19 protein-coding genes are annotated in these 19,783 nt (G+C 45.5%); 9 read left to right on the plus strand and 10 right to left on the minus strand.

The annotated features are described in order from the left end of the window. Window positions 1-91: 91 nt before the first annotated feature. Window positions 92-1,405 (plus strand): NCS2 family permease, encoded by a 1,314-nt coding sequence (locus NKU06_RS09585; protein ID WP_254730433.1) that lies wholly within the window; start codon window positions 92-94, stop codon window positions 1,403-1,405. Window positions 1,406-1,483: 78 nt separating this feature from the next. Here the strand turns inward: NKU06_RS09585 and NKU06_RS09590 are convergent, their stop codons facing one another. From NKU06_RS09590 to queC, 3 genes are all read right to left on the minus strand, one after another. Further along, window positions 1,484-2,110 carry a TetR/AcrR family transcriptional regulator gene (locus tag NKU06_RS09590; protein ID WP_254730436.1) on the minus strand — a complete coding sequence of 209 codons (627 nt, stop codon included), beginning with the start codon at window positions 2,108-2,110 and terminating at the stop codon, window positions 1,484-1,486. 26 nt (window positions 2,111-2,136) lie between these two features. Next, window positions 2,137-2,478 carry an SMR family transporter gene (locus NKU06_RS09595; protein WP_254730438.1) on the minus strand — a complete coding sequence of 114 codons (342 nt, stop codon included), beginning with the start codon at window positions 2,476-2,478 and terminating at the stop codon, window positions 2,137-2,139. 109 nt (window positions 2,479-2,587) lie between these two features. After that, window positions 2,588-3,289, minus strand: a complete 702-nt coding sequence (gene queC / locus NKU06_RS09600) for a 7-cyano-7-deazaguanine synthase QueC (RefSeq protein WP_253223478.1) — start codon at window positions 3,287-3,289, stop codon at window positions 2,588-2,590. A gap of 133 nt (window positions 3,290-3,422) precedes the next feature. Here queC and NKU06_RS09605 point away from each other — a divergent pair, with 133 nt between their 5' ends. After that, entirely contained in the window at window positions 3,423-4,064 is a 642-nt protein-coding gene (locus NKU06_RS09605) for a MarC family protein (protein WP_254732053.1), read from the plus strand. A gap of 88 nt (window positions 4,065-4,152) precedes the next feature. On the opposite strand, the gene mnmD is transcribed toward NKU06_RS09605, so the two are convergent. Further along, on the minus strand, window positions 4,153-6,072 hold the full coding sequence (gene mnmD, locus NKU06_RS09610; RefSeq protein WP_254730441.1) for a tRNA (5-methylaminomethyl-2-thiouridine)(34)-methyltransferase MnmD: 1,920 nt from the start codon (window positions 6,070-6,072) through the stop codon (window positions 4,153-4,155). A 9-nt stretch (window positions 6,073-6,081) separates the two neighbouring features. Further along, window positions 6,082-6,381, minus strand: coding sequence for a YciI family protein (locus tag NKU06_RS09615; RefSeq protein ID WP_254730443.1), 300 nt, complete (start codon window positions 6,379-6,381; stop codon window positions 6,082-6,084). 313 nt (window positions 6,382-6,694) lie between these two features. On the opposite strand from NKU06_RS09615, the gene NKU06_RS09620 reads away from it, so the two are divergent. Together NKU06_RS09620 and NKU06_RS09625 are read left to right on the plus strand one after the other, a co-directional pair. Beyond that, entirely contained in the window at window positions 6,695-6,916 is a 222-nt protein-coding gene (locus NKU06_RS09620; RefSeq protein WP_254730445.1) for a hypothetical protein, read from the plus strand. A gap of 173 nt (window positions 6,917-7,089) precedes the next feature. After that, window positions 7,090-7,461 carry a hypothetical protein gene (locus NKU06_RS09625; protein WP_254730448.1) on the plus strand — a complete coding sequence of 124 codons (372 nt, stop codon included), beginning with the start codon at window positions 7,090-7,092 and terminating at the stop codon, window positions 7,459-7,461. Between the two features lie 193 nt (window positions 7,462-7,654). On the opposite strand, the gene NKU06_RS09630 is transcribed toward NKU06_RS09625, so the two are convergent. Both NKU06_RS09630 and lon read right to left on the minus strand, forming a co-directional pair. Next, entirely contained in the window at window positions 7,655-8,266 is a 612-nt protein-coding gene (locus NKU06_RS09630; protein ID WP_254730451.1) for an inner membrane-spanning protein YciB, read from the minus strand. A 112-nt stretch (window positions 8,267-8,378) separates the two neighbouring features. Then, window positions 8,379-10,817 carry an endopeptidase La gene (gene lon / locus NKU06_RS09635; protein ID WP_254730455.1) on the minus strand — a complete coding sequence of 813 codons (2,439 nt, stop codon included), beginning with the start codon at window positions 10,815-10,817 and terminating at the stop codon, window positions 8,379-8,381. 271 nt (window positions 10,818-11,088) lie between these two features. Here lon and NKU06_RS09640 point away from each other — a divergent pair, with 271 nt between their 5' ends. Beyond that, window positions 11,089-12,405, plus strand: coding sequence for a Na+/H+ antiporter family protein (locus NKU06_RS09640; protein WP_254730462.1), 1,317 nt, complete (start codon window positions 11,089-11,091; stop codon window positions 12,403-12,405). Between the two features lie 115 nt (window positions 12,406-12,520). Here NKU06_RS09640 and NKU06_RS09645 read toward each other — a convergent pair whose 3' ends face one another. Genes NKU06_RS09645 through NKU06_RS09655 form a run of 3 tightly spaced genes read right to left on the minus strand, consistent with a single transcriptional unit; the run spans window position 12,521 to window position 14,713 of the window. Further along, window positions 12,521-13,741, minus strand: a complete 1,221-nt coding sequence (locus tag NKU06_RS09645) for an HRDC domain-containing protein (protein ID WP_254730465.1) — start codon at window positions 13,739-13,741, stop codon at window positions 12,521-12,523. Between the two features lie 11 nt (window positions 13,742-13,752). Beyond that, the gene (recR, locus tag NKU06_RS09650; RefSeq protein ID WP_253223487.1) at window positions 13,753-14,346 is read right to left on the minus strand and encodes a recombination mediator RecR; all 594 of its coding nucleotides are present in this window, start codon (window positions 14,344-14,346) and stop codon (window positions 13,753-13,755) included. Between the two features lie 34 nt (window positions 14,347-14,380). Next, on the minus strand, window positions 14,381-14,713 hold the full coding sequence (locus NKU06_RS09655) for a YbaB/EbfC family nucleoid-associated protein (protein WP_253223488.1): 333 nt from the start codon (window positions 14,711-14,713) through the stop codon (window positions 14,381-14,383). Window positions 14,714-15,073: 360 nt separating this feature from the next. On the opposite strand from NKU06_RS09655, the gene NKU06_RS09660 reads away from it, so the two are divergent. From NKU06_RS09660 to NKU06_RS09675, 4 genes are all read left to right on the plus strand, one after another. Continuing rightward, window positions 15,074-16,372: a lytic murein transglycosylase gene (locus NKU06_RS09660; RefSeq protein WP_253223489.1), complete on the plus strand. Its 1,299-nt coding sequence runs from the start codon at window positions 15,074-15,076 to the stop codon at window positions 16,370-16,372. A 135-nt stretch (window positions 16,373-16,507) separates the two neighbouring features. Further along, window positions 16,508-17,032, plus strand: coding sequence for a helix-turn-helix domain-containing protein (locus NKU06_RS09665; RefSeq protein WP_254730468.1), 525 nt, complete (start codon window positions 16,508-16,510; stop codon window positions 17,030-17,032). Beyond that, window positions 17,023-17,934, plus strand: a complete 912-nt coding sequence (locus NKU06_RS09670) for an IS3 family transposase (RefSeq protein WP_254732055.1) — start codon at window positions 17,023-17,025, stop codon at window positions 17,932-17,934. Before NKU06_RS09665 ends, NKU06_RS09670 begins: the two co-directional genes overlap by 10 nt. Window positions 17,935-18,397: 463 nt before the next feature. After that, entirely contained in the window at window positions 18,398-19,759 is a 1,362-nt protein-coding gene (locus NKU06_RS09675) for an MFS transporter (RefSeq protein WP_254730471.1), read from the plus strand. Window positions 19,760-19,783 lie beyond the last annotated feature (24 nt).

The following is a 19,783-nucleotide window of genomic DNA, read 5'->3' on the forward strand; positions in this document are numbered from 1 at the left end:
TTTATCCAAGGTGTATCATGATTTTTGCACCGTTTAACAGTTGTTGTCATCTGACATCATGGCTCTTTTGAGCATTTTTCATGGGTTTAATATGTCTTTGTCTTCCTATTTACAAATCAGCGAGCGTGGCTCAAGCGTGCGTCAAGAAGTGATTGCGGGTTTGACCACTTTTTTGGCGATGGTTTATTCAGTCATCGTTGTGCCAAATATGCTTTCACAAGCAGGTTTTCCTGCTGAATCGGTATTCATTGCCACTTGTTTGGTCGCAGGTCTGGGCTCGATCTTGATCGGTCTGTGGGCGAATGTGCCGATGGCAATTGGTTGTGCCATTTCTTTGACGGCATTTACCGCGTTTAGCCTTGTGCTTGGGCAGGGCGTGAGCATTCCTGTGGCGCTGGGTGCGATTTTCTTGATGGGTGTGGTGTTCACCTTGATTTCGGTGACGGGGATTCGTGCGTGGATTCTTCGCAATTTGCCATCAAGCATCGCGCACGGTGCCGGCATTGGCATTGGTCTATTTTTGCTACTGATCGCTGCAAATGGCGTGGGTTTGGTGGTGAAAAATGACGCAGGTCTGCCCGTGACGATGGGGGAATTTGTCTCATTGCCTGTGATTATGTCATTGCTTGGCTTGGCGGCGATCATTGGTTTAGAAAAACTAAAAGTCAAAGGCAGTATCCTATGGGTTATCATCGCCATCACGGTGATCGGTCTGATTTTTGATCCTGCGGTAAAATTTGATGGTGCAATCTTGAAAGTGCCAAGCTTTGGCGAAGAGTCACTGTTCCTGCAGATGGATGTCATGGGCGCGCTGAATGCGGCGATTTTGCCTGTGGTATTTGCCCTTGTGATGACGGCGATTTTCGATGCGACAGGTACGATTCGTGCGGTGGCAGGTCAGGCGAATTTGCTGGATAAAGATGGTCAGATCATCAATGGCGGCAAAGCTTTGACTTCAGATTCGGTCAGTAGCTTGTTCTCGGGTGTCTTTGGTACTGCGCCTGCTGCGGTGTATATCGAGTCGGCGGCAGGTACGGCGGTCGGCGGCAAGACGGGCTTGACGGCGATTATCGTTGGCGTGCTGTTTTTGCTGATGTTATTTTTCCAGCCATTGGCGTTTTTGGTACCAGGTTATGCGACTGCGCCTGCTTTGATGTATGTGGGTCTATTGATGCTGAGCAATGTCTCAAAGCTTGATTTTGATGATTTTGTCGGTGCGATGAGCGGTCTTGTATGTGCGGTATTTATCGTGCTGACGGCAAACATTGTAACGGGTATCATGCTTGGTTTTGGTGCATTGGTATTGGGCCGTGTGATCTCAGGTGAGTTTAACAAACTTAATATCGGCACAGTGCTGATCGCTGTGGTACTTGTGGCGTTTTATGCCTTGGGTTATGCGATTTAAGCTTTGATTGTTAAATTTATCATAACAAAAACCCTGCTTGATATGATTGAGCAGGGTTTTATTTTATCTAAAAAAATCTCAATCAGCCATCGCCATGATCGCTTGATAAACTTGCATAAATTTATCGCCATCTTCTGCCAGTGTCGGATCAAACCACGCGCCATCAACGGCATAGCGCATCAGCAGGTGGTGCGCTTCACTGTCAGTTGCAGCAAATTGTCGCTGCTTTTGGGCAAGCCAATCCGACCACTGTGCTTGCATCAATGCATCACCTGTGATCGAGCGGATCAACCCTGCCCATTCACTGTTTAGCCCAATTTCATGATTTTCAAACATCACTTTGGCGTAGGCTTTGCTAAAACAGCCCGATACCTGCCCAGATTGTTCAATTTCTAGTAAAATCGCTGTGTTTAGCAGTGCGATAAATAGCCCAATCACCGCCGAGAGCAACTCTTCTTTATTTTTAAAATGATGAAACAATCCGCCTTTACTTGTCCCTGCAGCATCAGCGACTTTTTGAATGGATAAATTGGCAATGCCATCATGAATCATCAAATCTTTGGCAGCGAGAATCAGCTGATGACGCAGCTTTTCTGGGTTATTTTTGCGCTTTTTGGGCGTGTCATTTTTGGCGGCTTTGGCAGCATCGTCCAATTCTACCAATGTAGTTTCTGCCGCTTCTGCGTTTGCAAATAAATCTGTCATTGTTCAATTTTCCTAATAAATAATCATCAATGTGTGACATTAGAAAATACATTCATCACAATCACCCCTGCGACGATTAAGATGATGCCAATGATGGTAGGTAAATCCAAAGACTGCTTTAATACAAAAAAGCCAATCAGTGCGGTCAGCACAATGCCTACACCAGACCAAATCGCATAGGTGATGCCAAGTGGAATGGTTTTTACCACTTGGGCAAGCAAATAAAACGCGATGATAAAGCAAATCAGCGTGATGGTGGTGGGGATAAGCTTGGTAAAGCCGTCGGATTTTGCCAAAAATGTCGAGCCTGTGACTTCGGTGATGATGGCAAGTCCGAGTAGTACATAAGCGGTCGTGGTGGGTGTCATAATGCGTACAACTAAATTAAAAACCAACTGGTCGGTATTTTATAGGATTTATTCAATAAAGGCAAGAAAAAGCGGATGAATATCACCCGCTGATTTGGCAAAATTACAATTATGCATAATGTGTTGGGTCAGCCACACCTGCATCAATAAAACCTTGACGGCGCAAATGACAGCTGTCGCAGACGCCGCACGCTTCACCATGTTCGTTCGCCTGATAGCATGACACGGTTTGGCTATAATCGACGCCAAGCTGTAGCCCAAGTTGTAGCGTTTCGGCTTTTGAAAGGGTTTGTAGTGGTGCGATGATTTCAAGCTTATGCCCTTGGCGCGCGGCAACGGTGGCAAGATTTGCCAAAGTCTCAAATGCAGCGATAAAATCAGGGCGGCAATCAGGATAGCCTGAATAATCGACCGAGCTGACACCGATGACAATCGCCGATGCGCCGCTGACTTCAGCTGCGGCAAGTGCATAGGATAAAAAGATGGTATTGCGAGCTGGCACATAGGTGATGGGCGCAACAGCGGTGCTGTCATCATAGACGATGCTGTCGTCGTGGTCAGGCACGGCGATATTATGATCAGTCAGGGCTGAGCCACCAAGCTGCGCGATGTCGATGTCAATGATGCGATGATCGACACCTAGAGATTTTGCGATGCGCATGGCGGCGTTCAGTTCACTGGAGTGGCGCTGTCCATAGCGAAAACTGATGGCGACGACACGGTTGAATTGTGATTCTGCCCAGTATAGGCAAGTGGTGGAGTCAAGTCCGCCCGAGAAAAGCACGACGGCTGTTTGGTCTTGGTAAGTCATAATGGCTGATATATAGTTATAAAAAGTGCGGTTATTGTACCATAATGTTCCGCTTTTTGATAATTGACAAGCAGTGCGTGAAGTGTGTTACAATGACAAACCCCTTAAGACTTTCATCATAGCGCACATGGACATCGAAGCAGAAATTTTCAAAATTATCTTGGCATTTGTGGTGCTGATCAATCCATCGGCAGCCATTCCTTTGTTTGTCAATTTCACCGATGGTTATGCGGCAAGTGATAAGAAGAAAGTTGCGCGTATCGCCAGTGCTACCGTGTTTTTGGTGATTGCATTTTTTGCACTGTTTGGTGAAGTATTGCTGCGTGGCTTGGGGATTTCTTTGGGATCGTTTCGTGTGGCAGGCGGGATTTTGCTGTTTTTGATTGCGCTTGGTATGATGAATGATGGTAATAACCCTGCCAAGCCCAATCATGATGACTTACACCACGCGCCCAAAGATCCCAGCGCGCTGACTGGTATGGCGGTTGTGCCGCTTGCCATTCCGATGATGATCGGTCCGGGTGGTATCTCGACGGTGATCATTTATTCTTCACAAGTGCAAAGCACGCTATCGATGGTACTGATCGTTGTCGCAGGATTGCTAATCAGTCTGTTCTGTTATGTGTCATTGATGGCAGCAGGGCGTATCAGTCAAGTGCTTGGCAAAACAGGTCTGAATGTCACCAATCGTATCATGGGTATTATCCTGGCGGCATTGGCGGTGGAAATCGTCGTCAATGGTGTGCGTGATATTTTCCCACAATTGGCGCTGTAACTTAATGTATTGTAACTTAATGAGAAGCCAAACAAAAAGCGTCTGTATATAAAATATAGACGCTTTTTGTTTGGCTGATACCGCTAATTTATGCCAAGTCTGTCAAAGGGGTTTGCAGTCTTTCGCGTTTCGGGTTTAGCTTGTCTAATAAAACCTGATCAATTGGTAAAATCGTCCCATCCATCAGATCTGCCAAAATCTCAGCGCAAAGCGGTGCAAAGCTAAAGCCTTTTGAACCCATGCCATACAGCGTAAACAGCTGCGTATCAATCTGCCCAACCAAAGGATGATAATCAGGTGTCTGCGCACGAATGCCGACTTTACCGTGAAATTCATTGACATCAGGCAAAATGGCTGCGATATCAGGCAGGGCGGCGGTTAGTTTGGATAAATTAAACCGATGCTCATCGAGTGATATCGTGGTATCGGTGGAATTTCGCACAAAGCTTGCACCAAATAAGAACTTGTGTTCGCCATCATCATCAAAGGCTGCACAGTAGCCATCGTATTTAATCGGTGTCTTGGGCAGTCCTTTTTGTGCCAGTAATTGTGGGAAAGTGACCCATGATAATTGCCCACGGATTTTACGGCATTTAAACAGTGTATCGTCCAAAAGCTCACTTTCAAAACCTGCGCAAATCACCACAGAATCATAGCACTGCACACCGCCATTTGATAAGTATAGATTAATAGAATTATCGGATTTTTCAAGCTTATCTACTGTATCTTGGATGACGGTGATGTTTGGTAGATGAGCGATAAGTTTGGCGATGCTTTGGGTATTGATAAGCCCTGCCAATGGCACAAAAGTGGCAATATCCGCTGTCTGATAGCCGCTGTCATCCATCTGATAAATCAGTGCGTCAGGATAAGGAGCGATCTGTGCGCTGCGTTTTTCGGCGGATTTTTGACTGGGTAATAAAAAATCCACCGCACCCGTCGGTTCAAAAATCGGTGCGCTATGGGTATCGCTTTCTTGTAAAGATTTTGACAAGTTTTTATAAATACGCTGTGCGTACAAAAAACTGACCGTCGGCAGATGATGCATGGCTTGCCCAAGTAGGGTCAGTTTGGGTGCAAGTAGTGCTCTAGGATTGCCAGACGCACCACTCATGGGTAGATTTTTATCAATCAAAGTAACCCGATGGCCACGGCGAGATAGGGCAATGGCGCTCATCACGCCACTGATACCAGCACCAATGATGGCGATGGACTTTGGCGGTGCTATCGTATTTGTCGCCTGATTGTGGATTTGTGCCGTGAGCATTTCTCGCTTATGCCCAAAGCCCTTGATTTTTTGGACTTCAAAGCCTGCCGCCATCAATCCACGACGGACGAAGCCAGCTGCGGTAAAGGTGGCGACGGTGGCATGGGTGTCGGATAATTGTGCCATCAGTGCAAATAGCTCATCCGACCACAAATCGCTATTTTTGCTCGGTGCAAAGCCGTCCAAAAACCACGCATCCACCCCTTTGATCGCTGTATCGCTGGCAGTCCGTCTAGCTGATGATGTATGTAAAATGCTCTCAAAGCTCTCAAGCGCATCCCCAAACCATAAATCCAGTGTAATCTGATCGCTGATATGCAAGCGATGACAACCTGCCATCAGTAGCGGATATTGCGACAACAACGCATCAATCCATGGTGTGGTATGCTCATCTCGCCAAGCGGTGAGTGCAAGTTGCAAATCATCCAACGATAAGGGGAATTTTTCGGTACTGATAAAGTGCAGACGAGCATTTTTTGGTGCATTTTGCGACCACAAAAGGCAAGTCGCCAAAAAATTCAGCCCAGTGCCAAAGCCTGTCTCAGCAATGACAAAGCTTTGATGGGCTTGCAGATTGGCAAAACGCGTAGGCAGCTGATTGCCTTGCAAAAACACATAATGCGTCTCAGTAAGTCCACCTGCTCGAGAAAAATACACATCATCAAAGGCTTCTGATACAGGGATGGTATGTCCTTGAGTATCGGTCTGCCAATGGATGCTGGCGCGCTGAAGTTGGGTCATCGGTATTTGTCAGTCAAGCTTTGGCAAGGCTTGGATAAACGGCTTGACATCAACATGGCTATATACGCCACCGCTGATATACGGATCATCAGCTGCCCAAGCTTGTGCTTGCTCAAGATCATCAAAATGTGCAATGATGATACTACCACTCATCGCAGGTTCGCCATGCTTGATGGGATTTGGGCCTGCGACGACCAGTCGATTTTGGGCATCGAGTGCACTTAGGCGTTCGATATGAGCAGGGCGGGCGTGTAGGCGTTTTTCGGTGCTGTCAGCGACATCATGACCGATGATGGCAAATAGTGGCATAATCATTCCTAAGTGGTGAATTTTTATAAAATTATACAACTGTCTTACCAAAAAATCTATGTAAAAAATAGCAACTTATCCTGTGGATATGGAGTGGTATTGCAAACGGTATTTAGCGTCTACCAAAAATATCTAGAAAGTGATACACTGGATTGTTGTCAATGAAATTAAAATAGTACAGTGGGTGTGTAATAATGCACCACTCAAACAGTTTGAGTTAATGGTGCACCGTGCGTACCCTGCTGTACTGCTAAAAAATAGAGTGGCATTAATGAAAAAATAATTTCCATGATGGATTAAGGTTGAAATGACAATGAATAAACATAAATTTTCTATAAAAAATTTAGAAGATCACCCCAAAATTATTATAATAGAGCCTTGGGGAGAAGAGGTTATTTTAGAGAGTGGGAAACTGGTTTCTCTACAAATATTGAGTGACAAAGAAGGAAATTTAGAAATTTTTCTTGAACAAAGTTGCATCATTATTTATGCATGGGATGGATGTGTGATAGATTATAATTTATTTGATATTTGAATTGAGGCTGATGTAGATTAGCACACATAATATACTGCAAATATAGAGCTAACTCGTTGTAAATTAAGTAAAAAATACAGTTCAGTGGGGTGTGTACAACGCACCATGACAGACCTTCCAAGATGGTTGCCAGTCTATCAACCATCGGTAGAGATTAATGACAATCAAGGAGAATGAAAGCGATGTTTAAGATATTGCATAAATCATTGTTACCTCTTGTTTTCATCATTAGTATGCTAATGTTAAGCGGATGCTTAATGGCGGAATCTTTTGATTTTCCATACGCTTATAAAAGTTACAGGTATCACGGAAAATTTCCGAAACAAGGCAGTAAGTTGGCTGAAAAAACCAAGGCAGACATGCTTGCCTGTGGTTTTGAAAATACCAGTGATAATTCACATATGATGATACAAAACATGGATGGTTATATACACGCTGCTTATTGCATGAAAGAGAAAGGGTATTTCGTGCCAGATTTTCCTAATAATGATATTTGTCAGCATGATTTATTTAGAGATGAAAAGACTTGTCGTCAAAGAAGTTAAGCTGAAAAATCCCAAATGACCATCCATGTTCAAGGGCATAAATCTGATTTTGTCCAACAGGCATTGGTCTTAATTAGTACAGCAGGCTATGTACCGCACACCATTGCTTAGATGGGTTGTTGATCGTGTGTTGTATGCACCATGCTGACCTTTATAAAAAAGCCCTATGATTGGTATATCACAGGGCATCTGATTATTGAATATCTTTGCGGATATGACGCCGTAAGCTAAAAAACATCACCGCAATAAAGCCAAACATCAAAATCATATCACCAAAGGCGGTAAATTCGCCCCAGTATTTGCCATCTGCAAAGACAAAGGCAAAAAATGCGTGCAAACCTGCCATTGTGCCAAACATACCTGCCCAAGCCAGATTGAGCTTGTGCCAGCCTGATTGAGTGAGTTCAAAGATTTGTCCGAACAGTTTTTTGACAATCGGTGTCTTATCTTTGGCAAATAGCGGTGAGATCAGCAGACCCCCAGCAAAGGCAAGGTTGATAATGATGGCTTTTAGGCGGATATAATAATCATCGGACAATGCCAAAGTAATCCCACCAAACACGATGGTCATCAGTAGCACAAACCACTGCTGTTTTTCTAGGCGGAATTTTTGGCTGATGAATAAAAAGCCATAGACAATCACCGTCGATGCGATTAGGCCTGCGGTCGCCACAAGCACATGATTATTATCCACGCCTGCTGAGCCGATCAACTGCAAGATGGGATGTTCGGCGTTGGTCGGCTCGGTGGTTTTATACAGATAAAAAAAGACAATCAGCGGAATAAAATCAATCAAGGCTTTCATATTAGATATCTTAATAGTAATTCATCATAAAAACTTGCCAAGTGCCAATCCGCCAAATAATGTGTATAATTATCCAGCAAATCAACACTTAGCAAGCGATTCATCATGCGGTTTAGCTGACGACTTTATCCGATGGTGCGTCATGCGTGATGACCTTTGGCGGGATAGGGCGAAGTTTTTCGACCAAAGCCGCTGCCAGCACTTCATCGATGCTCTCAACAGGGGTGATGGTCAGACCTTCTTTGACATTGTCAGGAATCTCTGCCAAATCACGCTCGTTTGACTTAGGAATCAGTACTTGCTTGATGCCACCACGATGAGCAGCCAGCAGTTTTTCTTTTAGGCCGCCGATACGCAGCACCTTGCCACGCAAAGTTACTTCACCTGTCATGGCGATGTCGGCACGGATGGCGATGCCTGTCATGGCTGAGACGATGGCTGTGGTCAGAGCGATACCTGCTGATGGACCGTCTTTTGGTGTTGCGCCTTCTGGCATATGGATGTGCAAATCCGTGTTTTTGAATTTCTCATAATCAATGCCAAAGCGTTCGCCACCTGCACGCACGACACTCATCGCAGCACGGATAGACTCTTTCATCACATCACCCAGCGATCCTGTGAATACCAGCTCACCTTTGCCTTGCATGGTTGCAGATTCGATGGTCAATAGCTCACCACCCACCGATGTCCAAGCAAGTCCTGTAATGCGGCCGATTTCAGGTTCTTTCTCGGCAAGCCCATAATCAAATGGCTTGACGCCCAGATATTCTGAAATATTGTCATCATTGACCGCGACGGTGTCGAATTTTACGCCTTTTTTCGGCTTAGTGCCGTAGGTTTCGACTTGTGAGCGTACCGCTTTGCGGCTGATTTTGTTAATCTCACGCTCAAGATTACGCACGCCAGCTTCACGCGTATAATGGCGGATAATGCTCGTCACTGCATCGTCGGTGATGTCAAGCTCATCTTTGCCCAGGCCGTTTTGTTCTAGTGCTTTTGGGATTAGATAATTATTGGCAATCGCCACTTTCTCATCTTCAGTATAACCCGGTAAGCGGATGACTTCCATGCGATCAAGCAGGGCAGGCGGAATGTTCATGCTGTTGGCAGTACAGATGAACATCACTTGCGATAAATCAAGGTCCAAATCCAAATAATGATCATTAAAGCTAGAGTTCTGCGATGGATCAAGCACTTCAAGCAATGCCGATGCTGGATCACCGCGGAAATCTTGCGCCATCTTATCGATCTCATCAAGTAGGAATAGTGGGTTTTTCACTTCTACTTTGGCAAGTGATTGCACGATTTTACCGGGCATTGCACCGATATAAGTGCGACGATGACCGCGGATTTCTGCTTCATCACGCACACCGCCCAATGCCATGCGCACAAACTTACGACCTGTGGCACGCGCAATACTCTCACCCAGTGAAGTTTTGCCCACACCCGGTGGACCTACCAAGCACAGAATCGGGCCGCGAATTTGCTTCACGCGCGACTGCACCGCTAGGTATTCTAAGATGCGATCTTTGACATCGTCCAGTCCATAATGGTCTTTATCCAGTGTTTGTTTGGCTTTTTCAAGATTGATCGAAACCTTGCTTGCCTTATTCCACGGTGTGTCAAGAATCCATTCGACATAGCCGCGCACCACCGATGCTTCTGATGAAGTGGCAGGCATCATTTTTAGTTTACGAAACTCAGCTTCGGCTTTTTTGCGCACATCATCAGGCAGATCAGCATCTTTTAGACGATTTTCAAGCTCAAGATCATCATCGTCCGCGCCATTATTCAGATCAGACAGCTCATTTTTGATGGCTTTCATTTTTTCGTTCAAAAAATACTCGCGCTGATTGTTTTCCATCTGCTTGCGCACGGTATTTTCAAGCTCATTTTCGATGTTGCGCTCGGTTTTGCTGCTGGTGAAATAGTCGGTCAAAATCTTGAAATACTCTTCGGCATTGTCCGACTCTAGCAAGGTTTGTTTTTTGTCCAAAGCCAGCTGCGTGCGTGTGGCGATAAAATACATCAGCTCAAGCAAATTATCGAATTTGCTCGCTACTTTGATCAGCTCGCGCGAGTTTCTTAAGCTGCCATCGGCATAGTCACTGAATAGATCGAGCAGCAGTTTTTTGTGCGCGTCGATCTCATCGCGGCTGTAGCTTAGGGTGATCGGTGCAGGCACAAAGTGTGCAAGCAAGCTTTCTTCAGGCTTGTCATCGACTGTGCTGATGGCATCGACTTGTACGCGCTCGATACCTTCGATCAGCACCTTGATGCATTTATCATCCGAATCGTGCGGCATGGTGCTGACGATTTGGCAGCGTGTACCGAATTGATACAGATTATCGGTGTTAATCTCTTCGCTCAGCGAGTCTTTTTGGGAGACGACGACGATCATGCCATTGTGCAGATCTTGGGCAAGTTCGATGGCTTTGATCGATTGTTCGCGGCCAACAAACAGCGCGATTTGCATATGCGGATAGACGACGACATCACGCACCGCTAATAATGGTAGGGATTCTAAGTTTGGCATGTTTTGTTTGCTCATTGTTGTGATTCCTTTTTACAAGATGATGGGTTTATGGTGGCGATTGGGAGAAATTGCAAGTTTTTTATGACAAGTGAATGAACATTTCTCATCAAATCTTGCACCAGTGTTGCTACTTTGAAATTGTCTATAATAATAATTTTGTTAAGTGATTGATTTTAATATATTTTTTATCAAATTTTTATTCTTAATTTTGCGGTATAATAGACGGCTTATTTTGTGTGATTTTTTTGAACGATTTGTTCGATATTTTTTGCTTTTTGGAATAATGATGATGATAAATGCAGTTTTAATCGCTGTCATTGCGATGGTAGGGCTGTCGCTGCTGCGCGTCCATGTGGTGTTAAGTTTGGTGATCGGTGCGCTGATCGGCGGCTTGGTCGCAGGTATGTCGGTGGCTGATACTTTGACAGCGTTTCAAGGTGGTATCAAAAATGGTGCGGAGATCGCGCTGTCGTATGCGATGCTCGGTGCGTTCGCGATGGCGATTGCGCATTCTGGCTTGCCGCAGATGGTCGCAGATAAATTGATCGCGCAGGTGAATCATACCGATGGTGCTGCCAAGCTGAAGTGGCTGGTGTGCATTATCCTTGTGGTGATGGCGATGATGTCGCAAAACATCGTGCCGATTCACATTGCCTTTATTCCACTGATCGTACCGCCGCTACTGCTTGTGATGAATAAACTGAATCTGGATCGCCGTGCGGTGGCGTGTATTTTGACCTTTGGTCTGGTCAATACTTATATGTTCATTCCGTATGGCTTTGGTGATATTTTCTTAAATCAGATTATCCTAAAAAATATCAATGACGCAGGCATGGTCACAGGCGACATCTCGATGATGAGTACCATGGCAATCCCTGCGGCAGGAATGCTGCTTGGTCTATTAATGGCGGTGTTCGTCACTTATCGTAAGCCGCGTGCGTATCAGAATATCGAGATCGCCAAAGATGCGCCAAATCGTGAAGTCAATGGCTATGATGTTGCGGTGGCGATCGGTGCGATCTTGGTGGCATTAGGCGCGCAGTTGATGACAGACTCACTGCTGATCGGTTCGCTTGTGGGCTTTGCGGTATTTATGGCAACTGGCGTGGTTAAGTGGCGTGAAGCCAATGATGTCTTTAATGACGGTATCAAGATGATGGCGATGATTGGCTTTATCATGATCTGCGCCCAAGGTTTTGCTGAAGCGATGAAAGCCACAGGACAGATCGATACATTGGTCGATGGTGCGATGCAGCTATTTGGCGGTAACAAAGCAATGGCGGCCTTGGCGATGCTGATCGTTGGTTTGATTGTGACTTTGGGCATTGGCTCGTCATTTTCAACGGTGCCAATCATTGCCACCATCTATGTACCACTATGCATGGCGATGGGCTTTAGTGTGCCTGCGACCATTGCTCTGGTGGCGACAGCAGGCGTGCTCGGTGATGCAGGTTCACCGGCGTCGGATTCGACCTTAGGTCCGACAATGGGTCTTAATGCCGATGGTCAGCATGATCACATCAAAGATTCGGTGATTCCGACCTTCATCCACTATAACATTCCACTGATTATTTTTGGTTGGATTGCGGCGATGGTATTATAAGGTATTATCATAACCGCTAAACAAAAAGCCAAGTGTAATACTTGGCTTTTTATTGGCTTAAAATTTATAAACCTAGTAAAATTGTCATTTGATCAGGCTTGGCATACGACACCAATTATGATGCCGACTGTGGCGGCTGATTAAATACAGACACAATCTGCGCCTTGTACTCACCAAGTATCGGCAAAATCTGCTCGACAATCAGCGCCTTGCGATAGCCGTGCAATTCGCGCGGTAATTCACTGATATCACCATCGAAGGCGGTGATCTGTAGCAGCTGATTGATCCAGCGATTTTTTAATAATAAAATTGCAGGCACGCCTGTGGCTTGGCTGAAGTTTTCGACCGCGTCATTGACCGCATTTTTGAACGGTTTATCCTTGCTGTGATAAGACGGCGGCGGCATCGGCGGTAGGTTATTTTCACTCATGGCATTGACCTGACGGACGATGCGCACGATCTCATCTCCATAGCGGCGCAGGGCAGCACGGTTGATGGTGGTGCGCGCCAACAGCTTAATGCTATCAGGCATCTGCTGCACGATTTCGCGTAGGGCTTGCTTACCGATAATGAAGCTGCGAGGTTCGTTGGTTGCGCGTGCTAAGGCTTCACGCCATATGGTCAGCTGCTGTAGCAGTGTCAATTGACGACGCGTATAAATCGGCGCGATCAGATCCAAATACAGCTGATCATCAGGCAGATTCTGCGTGTCGTGCAGTTCATGAGCATAGCTGTGGCTGTCTTCACAGGCGTAGTCGTACAGCTGTCGTGCTTTAAGCTCACTTTGTACCGCTTGATATAGCGCAAGCAGATAGCGCACATCATTGGCAGCATAGTTTTCTTGTTCTTGGGTTAAGGGGCGTGCCAGCCAATTTGACTGACTTTCCCCTTTATCGATATGCACGCCCAAGATTTCATCAGCGGCTTGACTGTAGCCGATTTGTAGTTTGCCTGACAGATACGCCACACCAAGCTGTACATCAAAGACATTGTTCAGTGGTGGGCATTTGGCAAGTAAATAAAAAATCCCCAAATCTTCACCGCAGGCATACCACACCATCGTCGGCACTTCGATTAAGGCTTGCCACAGATCGGTCAGATCAAGCTTGGGTGCATCGACCAGATAGATCGCTTTGCCGGTATTGATCTGAATTAGCGCAAGGATGGGATAATAAGTGGTGCGCTTGATGAACTCAGTATCGAGCGCGACGACATCGATGCTGTCAATCTCATCAATCAGCGCATACAGCGCATCCGTGGTCTGCACCCAGTGGGTCGGCAGCTCATCTAATGCATGAAGATCGGTGGCGTATCTTGGCAAGGCTAAAGTAGTCATGGAAATATCGGTCAAATGGTATCGCGGTTTTGTAAGGCTTGGTGTAGGGTGATGCTGTCAATATACTCAAGCTCACCGCCGATCGGAATGCCTTGGGCAAGCCGCGTGATTTTCTCCACATAGGGCTTGGCGGCATCATAAATAAAAAACGCTGTCGTCTGACCTTCGACGGTCGCGCCTGTGGCTAGGATCAGCTCGCGTACGCCGCCTGATTTTAGGCGAAAAATCAGCTCATCAATGTGTAGATCATCAGCATTGATGCCATCGATGGGCGATAAATGACCGCCAAGCACAAAATATTTGCCACGATAGCCGCCACTTTGTTCGATGGCGAAAACATCCGATGCGTTCTCGACCACGCACAGCACGCCATCATCACGGCGTACATCGCGACAAATCGGACAAATCTCATCATCGCTGAACGAATGGCAGTGCGCACATTCGATGATCTCACGCATGGCGATCTCAAGCGCGGCGGCTAGGTTTAGCCCTTGTGCGCGTTTTTTGGTCAAAAGCGCGAGCGCCATCCGCTGCGCCGATTTTTGACCGACACTTGGTAGGATTTGCAGCTCTTTGATGAGTTTGTCAAGTTTTGGGGTCAGCACGATGATTGCTCGATATTTTCGCTAGACGGATAGATTAGCCGAACAAGCCTTTCATGCTCGGTGGCAAGCCCATACCAGTAGTCGCGCCCGCCATCACTTCTTCGTACAGCTCATCGGCTTGGCGCACGGCATCATTGATCGCAGCGGCGACCAGATCTTCGATCATATCAGGTTCGTCGTCCATTAGGCTTGGGTCGATGGTCAGACGCTTGACGACATGGCGACCTGTCATGGTGACTTTGACCAAGCCATTGCCTGCTTCGCTGTGCACTTCTTTGGTGGCAAGGCTTGCTTTGGCAGCTTCGACATTTTTCTCAACTTGCTTTTGCATGGCTTGCGCTTGTTGCATTAGGGCTTGAATGTTCATAATCGTATCCTAATTGTCTGAATGTATAGAGTAAATATGGGGTTAAAAAGTGATTTAGTATAGCACAAATTGATAAAAATTTTGTCAAAAAATCACAAGTTTGGGTTTGTATGACTGCTAAGAAATTTGGCAAAAATAGCATCAGCAGGGTGATTGATGCTTTTTTTTAAAGATGATGGCATGGGTGTAAAAATGGGGCAATTTGTCAAAGTATCGCCGCGTTGCTTGGAATAAACTTAGAATAAATCTGTATAAAAATCAGTCATAAATAACAAAACATAAAAATATAATCATCGACTTTTTGCGCAAATCTTGCTAAAGTGTTTGCCCAAACCGCTCAACTGATAACGGATGAATTTTATGACCCAAAAGCAATTTGCCCAAAGCGCCTTGGTAACTGGTATCGTGCTATTTTTGGCATCGTGTGCCAGTCAGCCAGCACAGCGCGCCCCGATCAAAGTCATCACCCCTGAGACCAAGCCTGTGGTGATCGAGCAGCCACGCCCAGTGGTGGTCAAGCCTGCTCCAGTGCAGACGGCAGGCGTGTACTCAAGCTTCGATGCATGGCGCAGTGATTTTATTAATCGTGCGATCGCAAAAGGCGCGAACGCCAGTACGATCAACAGTATGATGGCGGGCGCAAGTCTTAATGAGCGCGTGATTGACCTTGATCGCAGCCAAGCAGAATTTACCAAAATGCCATGGGAATATGTCGAAGGCGCAGTGTCATCATCGCGCGTCAGCCAAGGCAAATCGAAGCTGAATGATAACTTTAGCGTATTATCACGCGCCGAAAATCTGTACGGCACGCCCAAAGAAATCACCACTGCCATCTGGGGTATGGAGTCATCATTCGGTGCTGCCAGTGGTTCGATGGATCTGATCAACGCACTATCAAGCCTTGCGTACGATGGCCGCCGCCGTGATTTCGCTGAAAATCAACTGCTGGCGATGGCGCAGATGATCGAGCGTGGCGATGTCTATCAATCACAGCTCAAAGGCTCGTGGGCAGGCGGCATGGGTCACACGCAGTTCATCCCTGGTACTTGGATCACCGAAGGCGTCGATGGCAATGATGATGGTCATAAAGACCCTTGGAATGCTGCGGATGCACTAAGCTCAACGGCAAGCTATCTGGGCAATGCAGGTTGGGTGCGTGGTCTTGCGCCATTTTATGAAGTGCGTTTGCCATCAGGTTTTGATTATAATCTGCTAAACGGCGGTAAGCTGAGTTTAGATGCGTGGAAGCGCGCAGGCTTAAGCGCGGTCGGTGGTGAAAGCTTCGGCGGTGATCAGCTTGCCGAGCTGTGGTTACCTGCAGGCAAAAACGGTCCAGCACTGCTATTGACCAAGAATTTCGAAGTCATCCGCGTGTACAACAACTCATCAAGCTATGCGCTGGGCGTTGCGCTATTGGCTAAGCGCATCGGTGGCGGCAGTGGACTGGTGCAATCTTGGCCGCGCGATGAGCAGCCGCTATCACGCACACAGGTGCAAAGCCTACAGCGCAAGCTGACTGACATGGGTTATGACACAGGCGGTGTCGATGGTGTGGCAGGCAGTAATACGCGTAAGGCATTTGCCAAGTGGCAAGCAGCGAATGGTCAGATTCCTGATGGCTTTATCAGCATGAACTCAGCGAGTAATCTGTTGTGGTGATTTGACCCAAGTGCACAAGTATATGGCTGAAGCGGTCTATTTGCCAAACCATCTATACCATGCAGCACCATCTATCAAAAAAGAGCGTTCAGTTGAACCGCACCCCAAAAGTTAGACAACCTTTGGGGTGTTTTTATGACCAAATACACAATGGACTTTAAACTTGAAGTCATTGATCATTATTTAACAGGACATAGTTACCACAGCACAGCCAACTCTTTTGGTATTAAACGCTGTATTGTCCAAAACTGGGTGAGACTCTACCAAACTCATGGTGTTGATGGTATTCGTATCAGAAAGAGTAAAGCTAGTTATTCACCAGAATTTAAACACACTGCTGTATTACAACTACTTGCTGGTAAATCCATGTCAACAGTTGCTACCAAATTAAACATCAGTAGCCCAAGTATACTGTTTCAATGGTTAAAAGCTTATCAAACTCATGGTATCATGGGACTGACTCCTAAACCTAAAGGCAGGCAATCTATGCTAAAGACCAACAAAGCAAGCCAAACATCCAAACCTGATGAGCAAAAAACCCATGCTGAATTGATTGCTGAATTACAACACTTACGCATGGAGCTTGATGTCTTAAAAAAGTTAGAAGCCTTGGAACGTCAGCAAAGAAAAAGCAAATCATCATCAATAAAATCACAGTGATTGACGAGCTAAGGCAGATTTATCCACTAAAACAATTGCTGACTTATCTTGGTGTTGCACGAGCAACATTCTATTATCATCTAAAGCAGCTTGCCAAGGCTGACAAGCATCAAGCAATAAAACATGAAATTCAACAGATACACCATACCCACAAAGGCAGATATGGCTATCGGCGTATGACTCTAGCACTCAAGCAGTTAGGCTTTATCATCAATCATAAAACAGTACAACGATTGATGCATGAACTTGGACTTCAAGCAGTCATTCGTCGTAAGCGAAGCAAATACAGCACTTACCGTGGACAAGTAGGCAAAATCGCTGATCATGTCTTAAACCGTGATTTTAAAGCAGACAAACCCAATCATAAATGGGCAACAGATGTCACTGAGTTTAAAGTGTTGGATAAACAAGGTAATGTCAAAAAGCTTTACTTGTCTCCCATCATGGATTTGTTTAATGGAGAAATTGTTAGCTATCAGATGCACAGTAGCCCAAATTATGGCTTGGTTGCCAAGATGCTTGATCAGGCACTAAAGCGACTGCAAGCAGATGATAATGCTGGCAACGATAGCAGCAAACCACAATTGATTCTGCATTCAGATCAAGGCTGGCACTACCAAATGCAAAATTATCAACAAACCTTAAAAGACAACAACATCATTCAAAGTATGTCAAGAAAGGGTAATTGCTTGGATAATGCGGTGATAGAAAGCTTCTTTGGCACATTAAAAGAAGAAATCTTCTTTCATGACAAACATCAAAGAAGATTTACCTCCATTGATGAGCTTAAACAAGCGATTGATGAGTACATCCATTACTACAATCATGATAGAATAAAGATTAAACTAAAAGGACTAAGTCCTGTAAAATACAGGCGCTTAGTCCTTGATCAAACCACTTAATTTAAACCTAGTCCTTAATCTTAACTTTGTCTAAGATTTGGGGGTCGGTTCAAGTTTGGGGCGTTCTTTTTTTTATGTCCATAACTTGCAAAATCATAAAAAATCTGTATTATACGAATTGTACAAAATTTAAGCATAACTATTAAAATTATTAATACAAACTATTATTATAAATAATTTGACTCCCTCTCCATTTCTATATACTATAGATAAATTAAATTTATGATTAAATTGCATAATATTCATGCAATTAATAACAAGATAAAGATTGGATAAAAATTAAGCAGTCAAATAATTAGGATCGATTGACAAACAACAGGGAATTTTCCATTTTTATCGATTTTATCTTTGCAATTTGAACAACATAGTATTGCAGTTTTGGCGTTGTTTAATCAAAAAAACAAGCGTATCATAAACGCCATTAAGAACAACAAGTAAAAGAACTACCAAAAGGATGCACAAGATGAATAATAATAATCCTACAGCGGATGGCAAAATCATCGCCGTCCAGCAAGTTTTAGATGACAATCCTTTATCATTTTTTCAATATTTGACCATCATTTTGGGTTTTATCATCGTTTTATATGTCGGCTATGCGGCAGCGGTGATGGGTTTTATCGGCCCTGCATTGGCAGAAAGCCTGAATGTCACGCCATCGGATCTGAATCCGACGATGGTCGCGAGTATGGTCGGTCTTGCCATTGGTTCATTTGCCGCAGGTCCATTTGCTGATAAATTGGGTCGCAAGATGGTGCTGCTGATTTCGGTGGCGATTTTCGGTGCGTTCAGCGTCTTGGCAAGTATGATGAGCAGTACCTCAGGGCTTACGGTGATGCGCTTGATCGTAGGCTTGGGACTGGGCGCAGCGATGCCGATCTCGATCACGCTTGTGTCTGAATACACACCGATCAAGGTGCGCTCTTTGATCGTCGCGGTGATGTTCTGTGGTTATACAGCAGGTTCGGCGTTGGTGGGCTTTGTGGCGGCAGCATTATTACCGCACTATGGCTGGCAGGGTGTGCTTGCTTTCGGTGGCTGGGTGTCGCTTGTGACGATCATCGTCTTGGCACTGTTTTTACCAGAGTCTGCGAAGTATCTTGCCGAAAAGCATAAGCACCCAGAGAAAATCCGCACTTATCTGAATAAAATCGGTCATGTGGACGAAGGTGTACAGTTCGTCGGTGAAAAATCATCGTTAAACGCGGCTTCCGCACCTGCAACAGCACAACAATCAGCCATCGCCAAGTTATTTAATAAAGAGTTGGGCGTGGGTACAGCGATGCTGTGGGTGATCTTCTTTATGACCATGGCGTACATCGCGGTTTATACCAGTTGGTTGCCTACTTTGTTCGGTTTACTTGGCTATGAACAATCACAAGCAGCGACATTGGCGACCCTATTCCAAATCGGTGGTACAGTGGGCGCGCTGATCATCGGCGGCTTGATGGATCGTGTCAATCCTTATAAGGCACTGGGTATTGCGTTGGGCATCGGTTCGCTGATTACTTTGGCAGTAGCAATGTTTAACACCAATTTCGCTTGGCTGATCGCAAGTTTTCTAATCATCGGCGTGACCATCAGTGGTGGTATGGTGGGTTTCAATGCGTTGGCAGCTGCCTTTTATCCGACATCAGCACGCGCCACAGGGGTGAGCTGGGCATTGGGTATCGGTCGATTCGGTTCTATCTCAGGCTCATTACTTGGCGGTTATCTACTGGGACACAACATGGGATTTGGTGGTATCATGACTTGGATGACAGTACCTGTCGCGATCGCAACCATATTCATCCTATACATGGGCGTACGATACCATCGCGCCAAATAATCGGAATAAAATTAACATAGGCAA

The organism is Moraxella sp. FZLJ2109, from assembly GCF_024296965.1.
Classification (GTDB): Bacteria; Pseudomonadota; Gammaproteobacteria; order Pseudomonadales; family Moraxellaceae; genus Moraxella.